The sequence below is a fragment of the Bartonella sp. CL63NXGY genome, assembly GCF_042194905.1.
In the GTDB taxonomy this organism is placed as follows: domain Bacteria; phylum Pseudomonadota; class Alphaproteobacteria; order Rhizobiales; family Rhizobiaceae; genus Bartonella.
Genome location: NZ_JBHINK010000010.1, coordinates 1 through 16,946, shown reverse-complemented (window position 1 = coordinate 16,946; position 16,946 = coordinate 1). Strand labels below are relative to the sequence as shown.

Below are 16,946 nucleotides of genomic sequence, written 5' to 3'. Positions count from 1 at the left end.
TCATGCCCAGCGTACTCTTTTTATTAAGCATAAAGATGGGACAGCTCAATGGATTTACCGTTATTATATCATTCACGGGTGCCATCGCGAAATGAGCTTAGGAGCGTTGAGAGATATTTTTTAAACGAACTCACGAACAAGTAACACGATAATGTTCTATCGTGTGCATTCTATTCTCATGAAAATTTTTATAAATATTTCCTAATGTATACGTTATTATTTATTTTAATTTTTTTGTCGGTACAGAATTTATAAATAAAAAAGATATTCCCAATATATCTTTAATTATTGTAAATTAGTGTTTCTTTTCAAGATATTTTTTTACCATATAGGTAGCAAAAAACTTCACTTTTAAAAAATTAAAATCTTTAAAAATCTCTCTTTATCATAATTATTCAGATTTAAAATAAATTTTCCTTGGATACTCAGGTATAATCTTCCATTACTTAAAAGATATGGCTATGGAAACTTTTTAAAACCATAAAACCCAGCTAAAAAAATAATGGTAAATTGATCACTAATTTTACTTTACGCTTTTTTATTTTTTCCATTTTAGGACAAATCAAACATAATCAACAATACGCTCTCTCCAAACTTGTATCAACAGCTACTATTCGTTAAGAAAGCACTGAGCCATCTCAAATTTATTTTAAGCATGCTGCTGAATTAATTTGGAGTTTTGATTTATAAGGAACAAAAAACATAAGCTTTATCAGGAAATACGATTCTTCTCCAAAACGTCCAGTTATGGATTGAAAAATGTTCTAGCTCTTAACAAGATATTGCATTGACTGCAAGACCACCTTTACTTGTCTCTTTATAGCGTTCACTCATATCATGACCAGTCTGGCGCATTGTTTCTATACAAGCATCAAGAGAAACAAAATGATCTCCATTACCATATAATGCAAGAGAAGAAGCCGTTACCGCCTTAACAGCTCCCATTGCATTACGCTCAATACAAGGAACTTGTACAAGACCTGCAACAGGATCACATGTCATTCCCAAATGATGTTCAAGCGCAATTTCTGCCGCATTTTCAATTTGAGCTGGTGTTCCACCTAATGCTGCGGTCAACCCTGCTGCGGCCATTGAAGATGCCGTTCCAACTTCACCTTGACACCCAACTTCTGCACCAGAAATAGAGGCATTATGTTTGATAACACCGCCTATAGCTGCTGCCGTTAATAGAAAATTATGTATTCCCTCTCGATCTGAATCATCATTAAATTGAAGATAATAACGCAAAACGGCTGGGACAACACCAGCTGCGCCATTTGTTGGTGCTGTAACAACACGACCACCTGCTGCATTTTCCTCATTGACTGCTATAGCATATACCGAAAGCCAATCATTTGCCCAAAGTGGATAATTGTGATTTTTCCTTTGATTTTCCAAAAGCGTTTCATGCAGCTTTTTAGCACGCCTTAGAACACGCAATCCACCAGGCAACTCACCTTCTTGTGAAAGACCTCTATCAATGCAATTTGTCATCGCTGAAAAAATTTCATCAAGCCCTACATCAAGAGAAGAACGCTCTATCTTTGTTTCTTCATTTAAGCGCTTCATTTCAGCAATTGAAAGTCCTGATTTTTCTGCCATTGATAACATTGTACAAGCAGAATCGAATGGATATGGTACCTCAAATGCTTCTGGTTGTATATTATCATTCATATGGCTTAATTCATCCTCAGTCACAACAAAGCCACCACCGATAGAATAATAAATCTGCCGCAACAGAACATTCCCATCAGTATTAAGTCCTTCAAAGGCTAGTCCATTTGTATGTCCAGGGAGGATTTGCTTTCGTTCAAAAATAAGATCACATTGCACATCAAACTGATAAGCGGGATGGCCTTCTGGTTGCACTTTTTTTTCACGTATAACTTTTTCTAACAGAAACCCCATGCTATCAGGATCAACAGTAGAAGCTTTTTCTCCTAAAAGTCCTAATATGATAGCCCTATCTGTTGCATGACCAATACCCGTGAAAGCTAACGAACCATAAAGATAAACACGTATACGAGAAACTTGAATATCAGACGACTGAGAAAAATCTCCTATCTTTTGCAAAAACATATTAGCAGCTGTCATCGGTCCCATCGTATGTGAGCTAGAAGGACCAATCCCAATTTTAAAAAGTTCAAAAACAGATAGAAACACGTATCACCTCAAAACTATAGTACAGTTTGAGCATATATGCTTTTTCATAACGTTTCTCCCGTTTAAAATCAAATTGCGAGATAAACTAAAAAAATAACAGCAATAAACACGAATGTCGCTCGTCTTGCTACCACCCAACACTTTCTTTCTATAGTGTTTTCCATTAGCCAACCTTCAAAACGGGCAATGCCCCTAGAGTCACCACTCCTAATGTTCCAAGCGTAGTAAAATAAGTGTTAATATGCAATATTAAAATTCAATAAGGATGAGAAATCTTATCGGAAATATTTTTCATAATGCACTAAGTTCTTCAAAACGTATGCTTAATTGTATGAAATATTTTATGGGTATGTTTCAATGAAACGTACAAAGTTTTCTAACGATTCTCGTTCTGTCTCAAACTTGTTTTCTGGAGCACTCATATCGCGATAACCAAGTGCCATACCACAGATAATATGGCGATCAGAAGGAATAGATAAAAGCGTACGAATCTGTTTATGATAATCAGCAAAAGCAGCTTGAGGACAGGTATCTAATCCAAATCCACGTGCAGCTAACATAATGGTCTGCATAAACATACCCAAATCAAGCCAACTCCCCATTTCCATGTCGTGATCCATTGTAAATAAGAGTCCTACAGGTGCATCAAAAAATAAAAAATTTCGCGCCTTTTGATGAAGTATTTTTTCTTTATCTCCTTTTTGAATTCCAAGACTCTGATAAAGATCCAAACCAACTTTTCGACGCCTTGAAATATAAGGCTCACGCCACTGACGTGGATAATAACTATATTCACGCTCTCCTTTTACACCTGAAAGCACAAGTTGTGAAAGCTCTTGCCCTACTTTCTGTAATACACTTCCTGTAAGCACAATCACTTGCCATGGCTGAATATTTGTTCCAGATGGTGCACGTGCTGCAAGTTTTAAGATTTCTTTGATTGTTTCCAAACTAACTGGCTGATCAGTAAAAGCGCGAATTGACTTTCGTGACAAAATAGATTGAAAAACACTCATAGGAGAAACTGTCATTGTTTTTACTTTCTTTATGAAAAATAATTTTTTCTTATCAAGGACAATATACTGCGAAAATACCTTTGCAGCTTTTTCAAACACTCTATTTCTTTAAATGACTTACACATTTCACGCAGTGTTAAATATCCCCCTTAGAGATAGTATAACCTATCCCTTTTAAGAGAAAGAAAATTGTCTAAAAGTAGACAAAATAAATTTTATAATCAATAACTAACCCCCAACTCCGCTAAGCTCTCAAAAAAACTCTCCTCAATTCGTTCTAAATCCTGTAGAAGATCATCAACATCATGCTGCATCTGCTTTAAATCAGCTCGTTTTTTATGAATTCCTGCAATTAATTTCTTAAGCTTTTTCTCATCATCTGGTGGTTTTCCAACTATTGTCAACATATCAGATATTTCAGACAACGAAAATTTAACTCTTTTAGCACGCAGTATTTGCTTTAACTTATGACGATCCGTTTGTGTATAAAGCCGTGTACTTCCACGCCGAAAAGGACTAAGAAGTCCCTCTTCTTCATAATAACGCAAAGTTCGAGCTGTTATTGAAAACTCACGTGTTAATTTTCCAATTGAATAATATTCGTACATTTTATCATTCTGTCTGCATAGATCACATTGTTATAAGAAATGTGTCTATTTTTTATAAAAAACTTAGTAAGCACCCTAATCTCTACTTTCCTGCATTCTAATTTATAAGAAAATACATTCTTATCATACAAGCATTGTATAGTAGAGAATCAATTATTTTTTAGATTACAGAAAAGACTATTGACCTTTCATTATAAGTCCTTTTAAATCTTTATAGAAGATATCAATCAAAAATTTTCCTAAAATTCAAAATCAATCATTATTTGATTTGTAGATAATCACTCTTTTCCTTGAATATGGCTTTTGAGTTTTACATATTTTGAAAAAATTCTATACTGCTTTTAGAAATTAAGAAACTTTAAAATAAAGTAACAAAAAAGATAAACATCATTACAAAATAATAAGCTACTAAAGACGTTCCCAATAACTGTCGCCTTATAATTTTTGACATTTTCAAGAAAATATGTAACTTTTGCATTTTGAGATAAAAAAACGTCTGAACTTTCTATTCAGACGTTTTTATATTATGTGATGTTGTATTTAAATTATTCAGCAACGGCCCCAGTTGTCATATTTGTCAACATAGCCTTAGCCACTTCGTTATTACTAGACTTACGCTGCTCATCTACAATCAAATCATCACGAACCGCAGCAATACGACGGATTTGAGAAATCGTACCACCTGTACCTGCTGGAATAAGACGACCGACAATAACGTTCTCTTTAAGTCCTTGCAAAGTATCAATTTTACCAGAAACTGCTGCTTCAGTAAGAACACGTGTTGTTTCCTGAAACGATGCCGCCGAAATGAAAGAAGGCGTTTGAAGAGAAGCTTTTGTAATTCCAAGAAGAATGGGATTACCAGATGCTGGTTTCTTCCCTTCTGCAATCAAATTATCATTGATTTCATCAAGTTCAATACGATCAACATTATCACCTGGAATATAACCAGAATCTCCAGATTCAGTAATTTCAACTTTTTGCAACATTTGACGAACAATCACTTCAATGTGCTTATCATTAATAAGAACTCCCTGTAAACGATAAACCTCCTGAATCTCATTAACAAGATAAGATGCCAAAGCTTCAACCCCCTTAATCGCCAAGATATCATGAGGTGCTGGATTACCATCAAGGATATAATCTCCCTTTTCAATTTGATCGCCTTCTTGGAAATGAAACAACTTACCTTTTGGAATCAAATATTCTACTGCCTCAAGAGTTTCATCATTTGGTTCAATAATGATACGACGTTTATTCTTATAACCACGGCCGAATCGAATCGTGCCACTTACTTCAGCAATAATCGCATGATCCTTTGGACGACGCGCTTCAAAAAGCTCAGCCACACGTGGTAAACCACCCGTAATATCTTTCGTCTTGGCACTTTCCATTGGCAAACGAGCAATAACATCACCAGCCTTAACATGAGCACCAAGCTCAACAGAAAGAATAGTTTCCACTGACATCATATAACGGGCTTCACCTCCCTTATACAATTTAGCAATGGATTCACCTTCTTTATCTGTGTAAATAATAATGGCTGGTTTAAGATCCGCACCACGTGGATTAGCGCGCCAATCAATCACTAAACGCTTCGTAATACCCGTAGATTCATCAGCTGTTTCAGTGACAGATAAACCATCAATCATATCTTCAAAACCCACATAACCTTCAACTTCCGTTAAAATTGGACGTGTATAAGGATCCCATTCTGCTATACGTTGGCCACGTTTAACCACATCACCATCATCAACAAAAATATGAGCACCATAGCTAACACGATGTACAACGCGCTCTTTTCCTAACTCATCCTTGATAAGGATAGCCATATTACGCCCCATAACAACCAATTGGCCTTCAGAGTTACGAACCACATTACGATTACGAATCTCCACCTTACCTTCATAAGATGCCTCTAAATACGATGAATCAACAACCTGCGCAGTTCCTCCTAAGTGGAAAGTACGCATAGTAAGCTGTGTTCCCGGCTCACCAATGGATTGAGCAGCAATAACACCAACGGCTTCTCCCTGATTAACAGGTGTTCCACGCGCCAAATCACGACCATAGCATTTTGCACAAACACCAAGACGTGTTTCACATGTTAAAGCAGAGCGAATTTGAACAGATTGAATCCCAGCTGCTTCAATCTTCGCAACATCAGCTTCCTCAATCATTGCTCCACCTTCAAGGATAACCTCTCCAGAGACAGGATGTAGAATATCAACAAGCGCTGTACGACCAAGAATTCTTTGCCCAATGGAGGCAACAATTTGTCCTGCATCAACAATCGGCTGCATGGTAAGCCCTTTTGCGGTACCACAATCAACTGCTGAAATAATAGCATCCTGTGCAACATCAACAAGACGCCGTGTTAAATAACCAGAGTTCGCCGTCTTTAACGCAGTATCAGCAAGTCCTTTACGTGCACCATGCGTGGAATTGAAGTACTCATTAACAGTTAGACCTTCTTTAAAATTTGAAATAATGGGCGTTTCAATAATTTCACCCGATGGTTTTGCCATTAATCCACGCATACCGGCCAATTGTCTCATCTGGTTAGCAGAACCACGAGCACCAGAGTGCGACATCATATAGATCGAATTCATCGGCCGTTGACGACCTGTTTTAGGATCAAAATCGACGGCTTGAATACGTTTCATCATTTCATCTGCAACGCGATCTGTACATTTACCCCAAGCATCTACAACCTTATTGTATTTTTCACCTTGTGTAATCAAACCATCATTATATTGCTGTTCGTACTCCTTAGCCAAAGCTTCTGTTTCTGCAACTAAACGAGACTTACTATCAGGAATAACCATATCATCCTTACCGAATGAAATTCCTGCACGACAAGCATAAGAAAAGCCAAGCTGCATAATACGGTCACAAAAAATAACCGTCTCTTTTTGTCCACAGTGCCGATAAACATGATCAATCATTTTAGAAATATTCTTTTTCGTCATCTCTTGATTGACAATATCAAATGAGATATCCGCACTTCTTGGCAAAAGCTCACCGATAATCAAACGACCAGGTGTCGTATCATAAAGTTTAGAAACTTCTTTTCCATCCTTCCCAATATTCTTAACACGGCCTTTAATCTTCGTATGAAGCGTTACAACCTTATTTTCCAAGGCATAATGAAGCTCACCTATATCAGAAAAGGCCATTCCTTCACCTGGTTCTTTTTCAGAAACAATTGAAAGATAATAAAGACCAAGAACCATATCCTGTGAGGGAACAATAATGGGAGCACCATTGGCCGGATGAAGAATATTATTGGTGGACATCATCAAAACACGGGCTTCAAGCTGCGCTTCAAGAGAAAGCGGAACGTGAACCGCCATCTGATCACCATCAAAATCTGCATTAAAAGCAGTACACACCAGTGGATGAAGTTGAATAGCTTTGCCTTCAATTAAGATAGGTTCAAAAGCCTGAATCCCCAAACGGTGCAATGTTGGCGCACGGTTGAGTAAAACAGGGTGTTCACGAATAACCTCATCCAAGATATCCCAAACTTCTGGATGTTCTTTTTCAACAAGCTTCTTTGCCTGCTTTACCGTTGATGAATAGCCTTTTGCATCAAGCCGCGCATAAATAAAAGGCTTAAATAATTCAAGAGCCATTTTTTTAGGAAGACCACATTGATGCAATTTTAATTCAGGACCCGTCACGATAACAGAACGCCCCGAGTAATCAACTCGCTTCCCAAGTAAGTTCTGACGAAACCGTCCTTGCTTGCCCTTCAACATATCTGATAGAGACTTGAGAGGACGTTTATTGGCTCCAGTAATCACACGCCCACGCCGTCCATTATCAAACAATGCATCAACAGCTTCTTGTACCATACGCTTTTCATTGCGCACGATAATTCCAGGAGCACGCAATTCAATCAGCCGTTTCAAGCGGTTATTACGATTAATAACACGCCGATAAAGATCATTCAGATCTGATGTCGCAAAACGCCCACCATCAAGCGGAACCAATGGACGCAAATCCGGTGGAATAACCGGAATTGTTTTCATTATCATCCACTCTGGCTTATTCCCAGATTCAAGAAAATTTTCAACGATTTTAAGTCGTTTAATCAATTTTTTCTGCTTTAACTCTGAAGTTGTTTCAGCTAATTCGAGACGCAAATCATTAGCGATTTTATCTAACTCCATACTAGCTAAAAGCTCGTAAATAGCTTCAGCGCCAATCATAGCTGTAAATTGATCTTCTCCGAACTCATCAATAGCAAGCATATATTCTTCTTCAGAAAGAAGCTGATGGAGCTTAAGAGATGTCAATCCTGGTTCGGTTACAATATAATTCTCAAAATAAAGAACCCGCTCAATATCTTTTAAAGTTAAATCTAAAAGTGTAGAAATACGACCTGGTAATGATTTAAGAAACCATATATGTGCAACAGGTGCCGCAAGTTCAATATGCCCCATACGCTCACGACGTACGCGCGAAAGAGTAACCTCTACACCGCATTTTTCACAAATAATGCCCTTATACTTCATGCGTTTATATTTGCCACATAGACACTCATAGTCCTTAATAGGGCCAAATATACGTGCACAAAAAAGACCATCACGTTCTGGTTTAAAAGTCCGATAATTAATAGTCTCAGGCTTCTTAATCTCACCATACGACCAGGACAAAATTTTCTCAGGACTCGCAATAGAAATACGAATAGAGTCAAATGTCTGCGCTGGCGCTTGAGGATTGAAAAGATTCATGACCTCGTGGTTCATGCTGTTCTCCTTCAAAGATTCTTAGAACCTGTTGTAATATCTCATTTATTTTATAACAGATCTTTTTTAAAATACATTTACTTTTAAAAACGACCTGTATAGCCTTAATAAGGTTATTGAGCCTCTTAAAGTAATAAGAGCGCAGCCTTTTTCCAGTGCGCTCCTTGAATTATTACTCTGCCGTATCAGACAATGCCCGCTGTGCAATAAGTTCACGCGCATCATCAAGCTCCACATTAAGAGCAAGTGAGCGCATTTCTTTTACCAACACATTAAAGCTTTCGGGTATCCCTGCCTCAAATGTATCATCACCACGCACAATTGCCTCATAGACTTTTGTCCGCCCAGCCACATCATCTGATTTTACTGTTAGCATCTCCTGCAAAGTGTATGCAGCACCATAAGCTTCAAGTGCCCATACCTCCATTTCACCAAAACGCTGACCACCAAACTGTGCCTTACCTCCTAATGGCTGCTGCGTAACAAGTGAATAGGGACCTATAGAACGTGCATGAATCTTATCATCAACAAGGTGATGCAATTTCAACATGTAAATATATCCCACCGTTACTGGACGATCAAAAGGCTCCCCAGTACGACCATCATAAAGCGTAACCTGCCCTGAACTATCTAAGCCTGCGTCTTCCAGCATCATGTTAATATCAGACTCATGTGCTCCATCAAAAACAGGCGTTGCAATTGAAACCCCTTTTTTCATCTGTAATGCCAATTTGTAGAGGCTTTCATTATCATACTGACGGACTGGTTCATTATGATTATCATCAGGCATAAGATTTTCAATACGCTGACGCAGCGGCAATATATCCCCAGTCTCTTGATACAACTCTAACAAATCACCAATCTTCTTGCCCATCCCCGCACATGCCCAACCAAGGTGCGTCTCAAGAATTTGTCCAACATTCATACGACTAGGCACACCAAGCGGATTCAAGACGATATCAGCATGGGTCCCATCTTCAAGAAATGGCATATCTTCTACGGGAAGAATACGTGAAACAACACCCTTATTTCCGTGACGTCCCGCCATCTTATCACCTGGTTGGATTTTGCGCTTCACAGCCACAAAAACCTTCACCATTTTCATGACACCAGGAGGCATTTCATCACCTCTTTGGACCTTTTCAACTTTATCCATAAAGCGACGTTGTAATGCTTCCTTTGATTCATCATATTGCTTGCGCAAAGCTTCAATTTCATTTTGAAGTTTTTCATCCTCAACAGCAAATTGCCACCACTGGGATCGTGGATAATGCCCCATCACTGTACTATCAAGCTTTTTGCTGCCCGAAAAGCCTTTCGGACCTTCTACAGCAACTTTACCTGTCAACATATCGGTGAGGCGCGAATAAACATTGCGATCAAGAATAGACTGTTCATCATCACGGTCTTTTGCTAAACGCTCAATTTCTTCACGCTCAATTGCCATCGCACGTTCATCTTTTTCCACGCCATGGCGATTAAAAACGCGAACTTCAACAACAGTACCAAAAGTCCCAGGAGGCATACGCATAGAAGTATCACGAACATCGGATGCCTTTTCCCCAAAAATCGCACGCAGAAGCTTTTCTTCCGGCGTCATGGGACTTTCACCTTTTGGGGTAATCTTTCCAACTAAAATATCACCCGGTTGAACTTCAGCACCAATATAAATAATGCCAGCTTCATCAAGATTTCTTAACGCTTCTTCCGCAACATTAGGAATGTCGCGCGTAATTTCCTCAGGCCCAAGTTTTGTATCGCGTGCCGCAACTTCAAATTCCTCAATATGAATTGAAGTAAACACATCATCAGCAACAATGCGCTCGGATAACAAAATAGAATCTTCATAATTGTATCCATTCCAAGGCATAAAGGCTACGAGAACATTCCGCCCAAGAGCCAAATCACCAAGATCCGTGGATGGACCATCTGCAATGATATCACCTTTTTCTACCCTATCACCAACATTTACAAGAGGACGCTGATTAATACAAGTGGACTGATTAGAACGCTGAAATTTCTGTAAGCGGTAAATATCAACGCCTGATTTTGAAGGATCTAAATCTTCTGTTGCACGGATAACAATACGGGTAGCATCAACTTGATCAACAACACCACTACGTTTTGCACTCACAGCAGCTCCTGAATCGCGCGCAACTATGGATTCCATTCCCGTCCCAACAAATGGTGCTTCAGCGCGTACAAGAGGAACTGCCTGACGCTGCATGTTCGATCCCATAAGTGCACGATTCGCATCATCATTTTCCAAAAAAGGAATAAGCGCTGCTGCAACTGAAACCAACTGTTTTGGTGAAACATCCATCAAATCAACATGATCACGCGGCGCCATTAAAACTTCACCAGCATGACGGCAAACAACAAACTCTTCTATAAAACGACCTTCGCTATCTAATGAAGAATTAGCCTGAGCGACATAATGCTTTGCTTCTTCCATCGCTGAAAGATAAATAACTTCTTTTGTAACTTTTCCATCAATAATTTTTCGATATGGACTTTCAATAAAGCCATATTTGTTAACTCGCGCAAATGTTGCTAAGGAGTTGATTAGACCAATATTGGGGCCTTCTGGTGTTTCAATCGGACAAATACGACCATAATGCGTAGGATGTACGTCACGGACTTCAAAACCCGCACGTTCACGAGTCAAACCGCCTGGACCAAGAGCAGAAAGACGGCGCTTATGGGTAATTTCCGACAATGGATTGGTTTGATCCATAAACTGCGACAATTGTGAAGACCCAAAAAACTCACGAACTGCTGCTGCAGCAGGCTTTGCATTGATCAAATCCTGTGGCATAACTGTATCAATTTCAACCGATGACATACGCTCTTTTATCGCACGCTCCATACGAAGAAGACCAATGCGATATTGATTTTCCATCAACTCCCCAACGGAACGAACGCGACGGTTGCCAAGATTATCAATATCATCAATTTCACCACGTCCATCACGCAATTCAACCAACATCTTAACAACAGCAAGAATATCCTCTTGGCGTAAAATGCGAACTGTGTCTGGACAATCAAGATCCATACGCAAATTCATCTTAACACGCCCAACAGCAGAAAGATCATAACGCTCTGGATCAAAAAACAATGAATGGAACATTGCTTCTGCTGTATCGATTGTTGGAGGCTCACCTGGACGCATTACTCGGTAAATATCAAATAACGCATCCTGCCGACTTTCATTTTTATCCACCTTCAAAGTATTGCGGATGTAAGCGCCAATATTCATGTGATCAATATCAAGAATATTGATTTGATCAGCACTAACATCAAGCAAAATTTTTAATACTTTTTCGTCAATTTCATCACCAGCCTCAAGGTAGATTTCACCTGTTTCGTAATTGACGATATCTTCGGCTAGATAACAACCTAATAAATCATCTTCACTAACTTTAACCGCTTTAAGTCCTTTTTCTGCCAAAGACTTCGCAGTACGAACTGTTAATTTTTTACCAGCCTCCGCAACGACTTCACCACTATATGCATCTATAAGGTCAGAAATGAGCTTCATTCCTTTAAAGCGATCAACAGAATAAGGAACTCGCCATCCTTCTCCATCACGCTCATAAGTCACTTTATCATAAAACGTTGATAAAATATCTGACGCATCCATACCTAATGCCATCAAAAGACTTGTAACAGGAATTTTGCGCCGTCGATCAATACGCGCATAAACGATGTCCTTAGCATCAAACTCAATATCAAGCCAAGAACCACGATACGGAATAACACGAGCAGCAAAAAGAAGCTTTCCTGATGAATGGGACTTTCCTTTATCATGGTCAAAAAAGACACCAGGAGAACGATGCATCTGAGAAACAATAACACGCTCCGTACCATTAACAACAAAGGTACCATTCGTCGTCATTAAAGGCATATCGCCCATATAAACGCCTTGCTCTTTAATGTCTTTGATATCTTTGGAGCCAGTATCCTCATCAACATCAAAAACAATCAAACGCAATATGACCTTTAATGGGGCAGCATAAGTTAAATCACGTTGACGGCACTCTTCAACATCAAATTTTGGTAAATCAAATTCATAACCTACAAACTCAAGCATAGCTGTACCGGAAAAATCTGAAATAGGAAAAACAGATTTAAAAACAGCTTGCAAACCTTCATCTGGTCGTCCACCTTTCGGTTCCTCAACCATGAGAAACTGATCGTATGACGCTTTTTGAACCTCAATAAGATTCGGCATTTCTGCTACTTCAGGAATCTTACCAAAAAATTTGCGTACGCGCTTACGACCATTGAATTGAGACATCATTGCGTGAGTCTGAGCCATCGTCGCTCCTTGATCTTTACTCTTCAAGGTAGACCAACCTTGAAAGCCTTATATCATTAACCTGCATATGCAGACCAGTTCACTTGACACTCAATAATGAGCATCATTAACTTTCCCCACCAACATAAGCCATTTATCTCTTTGACTCTATGATGAAGGAGTAAGTAATCTAAACCTATCCCATTCCTGTTACGAAACCATTAGGAAAAGGTTTTTTACTCATTATTTTCCCTCTTTGTATTAAGAGAAAGAAATCGGCGAACATAAATGCCCGCCGATAAAATTAAATTTACTTAAGTTCCACTTTAGCACCAGCAGCTTCAAGTTGAGATTTAATTTTTTCTGCTTCTTCTTTAGAAGCAGCCTCTTTAATAGGCTTAGGTGCACCTTCAACCAGATCTTTAGCTTCTTTAAGACCAAGTCCAGTAAGAGCACGAACTTCCTTAATAACATTAATTTTTTGTGCGCCACCTTCAACAAGAATAACATCAAATTCTGTTTTTTCTTCAGCAGCTGGAGCAGCAGCACCAGCAACAGCAGCGACAGCTACAGGAGCAGCAGCCGAAACTCCCCACTTTTCTTCAAGTAACTTAGAAAGCTCAGCGGCTTCCAAAAGGGTTAGATTAGAAAGGTCTTCTACGATCTTCTCTAGATCAGCCATTTTTAAATTCCTTCAATTAAAAGATTTGAACCATTATTAAATTTTATCCAAAAAAACAGAAAAGCATTAAAGCTCTTCCATAAACGTGAATACAAACAGCCTTAAGCCGCCTTATCCTCCTGAGCATATGCTCCAATGACACGTGCAACCTGACCAGCAGGGGCATTAACAACCTGTGCAATACGGGTCGCAGGGGTAGAAATCATACCCACAAGTTTTGCACGCAACTCGTTTAATGAAGGCAATGAAGCCAATGACTTCACAGCATCTACAGTTAAACTTGTTGCACCCATTGAACCGCCAAGTATGACAAATTTGTCATTGCTTTTCGCAAAATCAACAGCAACTTTCGGTGCTGTGATTGGATCTTCTGAATAAGCAATAAGTGTTTGTCCAGTAAACAAACCCACTATCGATTCAGATTCCGTGCCCTGAAGAGCGATTTTAGCAAGACGGTTTTTGGCGACTTTAACGGCACCGCCAGCTTCACCCATTTTCGAACGCAGATCATTCATCTGTGAAACTGTCAGACCGGAATAATGTGCAACAACAACAGAACCAGACTTCCGAAAAGCCTCGTTAAGCCATGTAACAAATTCGCGTTTTTCCGCTCTATTCACTGTCTCTCTCCATTTAACAGATTTACTTAAAACAAACCTGTTGGTTACCTTTGATAACATAAAATACTTCATGTCACCGATGAGGATCCTGTCCCCTTTTTCACGCACAGCGTTCAAAGGCAACCTTGGCTCAAACCCTTTAAGTCTTTTAACTCTCAGTTTTTACCCCAGTCTCATGCAGGTTTTTTTTGATTAAGATACTTAAAAGTATCACCTACAATCTCGGACAGGATATTCCGGAATTTCTCCCGGCACAACCTAAGCCCTATAAAGCTTAGATAGCTAAATGCTGATCAAAACCAGCACTTTAAAATACAATTTTGATATTCCCATACCCCAAAAAACAAAATCATAAATCAGCTTACATTAACTCTGAACGAACCGTTGCTGGATCAACTTTAACACCAACTCCCATAGTCGACGAAACAGCAACGCGTTTAATATATTCACCTTTTGCACCTTGCGGTTTGGCTTTAATAACTGCACTTGCAAAGGCTTTTATATTTTCTACGATTTTTTCAACACCAAAAGAAGCCTTACCAATACCAGCATGCACAATACCAGCTTTTTCCACACGAAACTCAACAGCACCACCTTTAGAAGCTTTGACAGCACCGGCGATATCAAGTGTTACAGTACCAACCTTCGGATTTGGCATCAAACTCCGTGGACCAAGAATCTTACCAAGACGACCAACAAGAGGCATCATGTCTGGCGTTGCAATACAACGATCAAAGTCTATAGTCCCTCTATTAACGCTTTCAAATAAATCTTCGGCACCCACAATATCAGCTCCTGCCGCCTTAGCTTCCTCAGCCTTATCCCCACGAGCAAAAACGGCAACACGAATATTTCTCCCTGTCCCATTAGGCAAATGAGCAACACCTCGAACCATTTGATCAGCATGACGAGGATCAACACCCAAGTTCATTGAAATTTCGATTGTTTCATCAAACTTAGCAACTGCACGCTCCTTAACCATTGAAACGGCATCTTTTAAAGCGTAAAGTTCATTAAAATCAATATCTTTCCGGATATTTTTTATTCTTTTTGCTACTTTTGCCATAATATTAGCCCACCACTTCCAAGCCCATCGAGCGAGCAGAACCTTCAACCATACGCATTGCTGCCTCAATGTCATTCGCATTAAGATCTTTCATCTTTGATTCCGCAATCGAACGAATTTTATCGCGAGAAATGCTTCCTACAGACACTTTACCAGGCTCTTTTGAGCCAGATTTCAGGTTTGCTTCCTTCTTTAAAAAGAATGATACAGGAGGCGTCTTGAGAGAAAATGTGAAAGACTTATCTTGATAATACGTAATAACAACTGGAATCGGCGCTCCCTTTTCCATTTCTTGTGTAGCTGCATTAAACGCCTTACAAAACTCCATGATATTAATACCACGCTGCCCAAGAGCTGGACCAATCGGTGGAGATGGAGTAGCAGCTCCTGCAGGAACCTGCAACTTAAGCTGACCTATACTTTTTTTTGCCATAACAATCTGCCTTTAATTTCACTGGTATACTGACAATTCACCTTGCCCGTTACCCGCTGCAGTCACGTGGTTCGGATCATTAAGCCGACAAAAGCTATAAATCACCTCCCACTCCTTCCTTAAAGTAATTAAAACTACTCTAAGTTTAATCAGAGTTTTTCAACCTGACCAAATTCCAAATCAACAGGCGTAGGACGCCCAAAAATAAGCACTTCAACCTTAAGACGAGAGCGCTCTTCTTCAACCTCTTGAACAATTCCATTAAACGAAACAAAAGGACCATCAGCAACGCGAACTTGCTCTCCAACCTCAAACAATACAGAGGACTTTGGAGACTCAACCCTTTCCTGAACTTGTTTGAGAATTTGCTCAACCTCTCGATCAGAAATTGGAACAGGACGCGCATCCGATCCTAAAAAACCTGTCACTTTAGGCGTATTCTTAATAAGATGATAAACTTCATCTGTTAACTCAGCACGAACAAGAACATAACCAGGAAAAAATTTTCGCTCAGTATCAACTTTGCGTCCACGACGAACCTCTACAACACGCTCTGTTGGAACAAAAATCTTTTCAAAAAGATGATCAAGTCCCTTTTGCTTTGCCTCCTTATCAATAGCTTCCGCTACTTTCTTTTCAAAATTTGAATATGCCTGAACAATATACCAACGAGCTGCCACAGTCACACTTCCTTACATTCTCAACTAAAAAGATATTTCAGAAGATCAATAACCCGCCAAACACCAAAATGCATAACCTGATCCACAATAAAAAAGAAAGCTGAAGCCAATGCAGTTACCAACAAAACCATAATAGTAGAAATAACCGTCTCACGACGTGTAGGCCATTTCACTTTAATTGTTTCTGCATAAACCTGCTTCAAAAAGGTAATCGGATTGGTTTTAGATGCCATCGTCACACTATACTCTCTCTAGTCCTATTGTGTTTTATAGAACAAAATAAACAGGAAAAAATGCAAAAGCCAACTTTCAGACTTATGCAATTTCCTTACTTTCTATTCAATACCGTTTCACACACAAAAAAACAAGCCCCATATCAAAAAAAGCGAAAAAGGCAGCAAAATCCACTCCCTTATATGTAAAATCCCCCCTTTGGCAGGGGCAGCAGGACTTGAACCCGCGACCTGCGGTTTTGGAGACCGCCGCTCTACCAACTGAGCTATACCCCTAACTCTCAAAACTAAAACACTTTTAACACCCCTTTAACAAGCATTATTTATTCAATGATCTTAGAGACGATACCGGCACCAACAGTACGACCACCTTCACGAATAGCAAAAC

Annotated in this window: 11 protein-coding genes, 1 tRNA gene and 1 pseudogene; all 13 read right to left on the bottom strand. The window is 39.3% G+C overall.

The features are described 5' to 3' along the window. Nucleotides 1-771: 771 nt before the first annotated feature. Nucleotides 772-2,163 (bottom strand): L-serine ammonia-lyase, encoded by a 1,392-nt coding sequence (locus ACFIK0_RS06265; protein WP_375631239.1) that lies wholly within the window; start codon nucleotides 2,161-2,163, stop codon nucleotides 772-774. Between the two features lie 341 nt (nucleotides 2,164-2,504). Next, the gene (locus tag ACFIK0_RS06260) at nucleotides 2,505-3,194 is read right to left on the bottom strand and encodes a nitroreductase (protein ID WP_375631245.1); all 690 of its coding nucleotides are present in this window, start codon (nucleotides 3,192-3,194) and stop codon (nucleotides 2,505-2,507) included. A gap of 206 nt (nucleotides 3,195-3,400) precedes the next feature. Then, nucleotides 3,401-3,787 (bottom strand): MerR family DNA-binding transcriptional regulator, encoded by a 387-nt coding sequence (locus ACFIK0_RS06255; protein WP_375663664.1) that lies wholly within the window; start codon nucleotides 3,785-3,787, stop codon nucleotides 3,401-3,403. A gap of 545 nt (nucleotides 3,788-4,332) precedes the next feature. Continuing rightward, nucleotides 4,333-8,544, bottom strand: coding sequence for a DNA-directed RNA polymerase subunit beta' (rpoC, locus tag ACFIK0_RS06250; RefSeq protein ID WP_375663663.1), 4,212 nt, complete (start codon nucleotides 8,542-8,544; stop codon nucleotides 4,333-4,335). Nucleotides 8,545-8,716: 172 nt separating this feature from the next. Continuing rightward, entirely contained in the window at nucleotides 8,717-12,865 is a 4,149-nt protein-coding gene (gene rpoB, locus ACFIK0_RS06245; protein WP_375663662.1) for a DNA-directed RNA polymerase subunit beta, read from the bottom strand. 289 nt (nucleotides 12,866-13,154) lie between these two features. Next, the gene (gene rplL, locus ACFIK0_RS06240; protein ID WP_273790654.1) at nucleotides 13,155-13,526 is read right to left on the bottom strand and encodes a 50S ribosomal protein L7/L12; all 372 of its coding nucleotides are present in this window, start codon (nucleotides 13,524-13,526) and stop codon (nucleotides 13,155-13,157) included. 101 nt (nucleotides 13,527-13,627) lie between these two features. Next, nucleotides 13,628-14,146: a 50S ribosomal protein L10 gene (rplJ, locus tag ACFIK0_RS06235; RefSeq protein ID WP_012755027.1), complete on the bottom strand. Its 519-nt coding sequence runs from the start codon at nucleotides 14,144-14,146 to the stop codon at nucleotides 13,628-13,630. A gap of 361 nt (nucleotides 14,147-14,507) precedes the next feature. After that, nucleotides 14,508-15,212 carry a 50S ribosomal protein L1 gene (rplA, locus tag ACFIK0_RS06230; RefSeq protein WP_375631242.1) on the bottom strand — a complete coding sequence of 235 codons (705 nt, stop codon included), beginning with the start codon at nucleotides 15,210-15,212 and terminating at the stop codon, nucleotides 14,508-14,510. A gap of 4 nt (nucleotides 15,213-15,216) precedes the next feature. Further along, nucleotides 15,217-15,645: a 50S ribosomal protein L11 gene (gene rplK / locus ACFIK0_RS06225; protein ID WP_273723157.1), complete on the bottom strand. Its 429-nt coding sequence runs from the start codon at nucleotides 15,643-15,645 to the stop codon at nucleotides 15,217-15,219. A 149-nt stretch (nucleotides 15,646-15,794) separates the two neighbouring features. Next, nucleotides 15,795-16,325: a transcription termination/antitermination protein NusG gene (gene nusG / locus ACFIK0_RS06220; RefSeq protein ID WP_273790740.1), complete on the bottom strand. Its 531-nt coding sequence runs from the start codon at nucleotides 16,323-16,325 to the stop codon at nucleotides 15,795-15,797. Between the two features lie 20 nt (nucleotides 16,326-16,345). Continuing rightward, on the bottom strand, nucleotides 16,346-16,558 hold the full coding sequence (gene secE, locus ACFIK0_RS06215) for a preprotein translocase subunit SecE (RefSeq protein WP_273790652.1): 213 nt from the start codon (nucleotides 16,556-16,558) through the stop codon (nucleotides 16,346-16,348). A 200-nt stretch (nucleotides 16,559-16,758) separates the two neighbouring features. Then, a tRNA-Trp gene (locus tag ACFIK0_RS06210) sits at nucleotides 16,759-16,834 on the bottom strand. A gap of 47 nt (nucleotides 16,835-16,881) precedes the next feature. Next, nucleotides 16,882-16,946: pseudogene (locus tag ACFIK0_RS06205) on the bottom strand (elongation factor Tu); the annotation flags it as partial.

Bases quoted from the DNA above. Each gene is read 5' to 3' on its own strand.
- rplA (WP_375631242.1), bottom strand. From the start codon at position 15,212: ATGGCAAAAGTAGCAAAAAGAATAAAAAATATCCGGAAAGATATTGAT.
- rpoC (WP_375663663.1), bottom strand. From the start codon at position 8,544: ATGAACCACGAGGTCATGAATCTTTTCAATCCTCAAGCGCCAGCGCAG.
- rplK (WP_273723157.1), bottom strand. From the start codon at position 15,645: ATGGCAAAAAAAAGTATAGGTCAGCTTAAGTTGCAGGTTCCTGCAGGA.
- secE (WP_273790652.1), bottom strand. From the start codon at position 16,558: ATGGCATCTAAAACCAATCCGATTACCTTTTTGAAGCAGGTTTATGCA.
- rpoB (WP_375663662.1), bottom strand. From the start codon at position 12,865: ATGGCTCAGACTCACGCAATGATGTCTCAATTCAATGGTCGTAAGCGC.
- rplL (WP_273790654.1), bottom strand. From the start codon at position 13,526: ATGGCTGATCTAGAGAAGATCGTAGAAGACCTTTCTAATCTAACCCTT.
- ACFIK0_RS06255 (WP_375663664.1), bottom strand. From the start codon at position 3,787: ATGTACGAATATTATTCAATTGGAAAATTAACACGTGAGTTTTCAATA.
- ACFIK0_RS06260 (WP_375631245.1), bottom strand. From the start codon at position 3,194: ATGACAGTTTCTCCTATGAGTGTTTTTCAATCTATTTTGTCACGAAAG.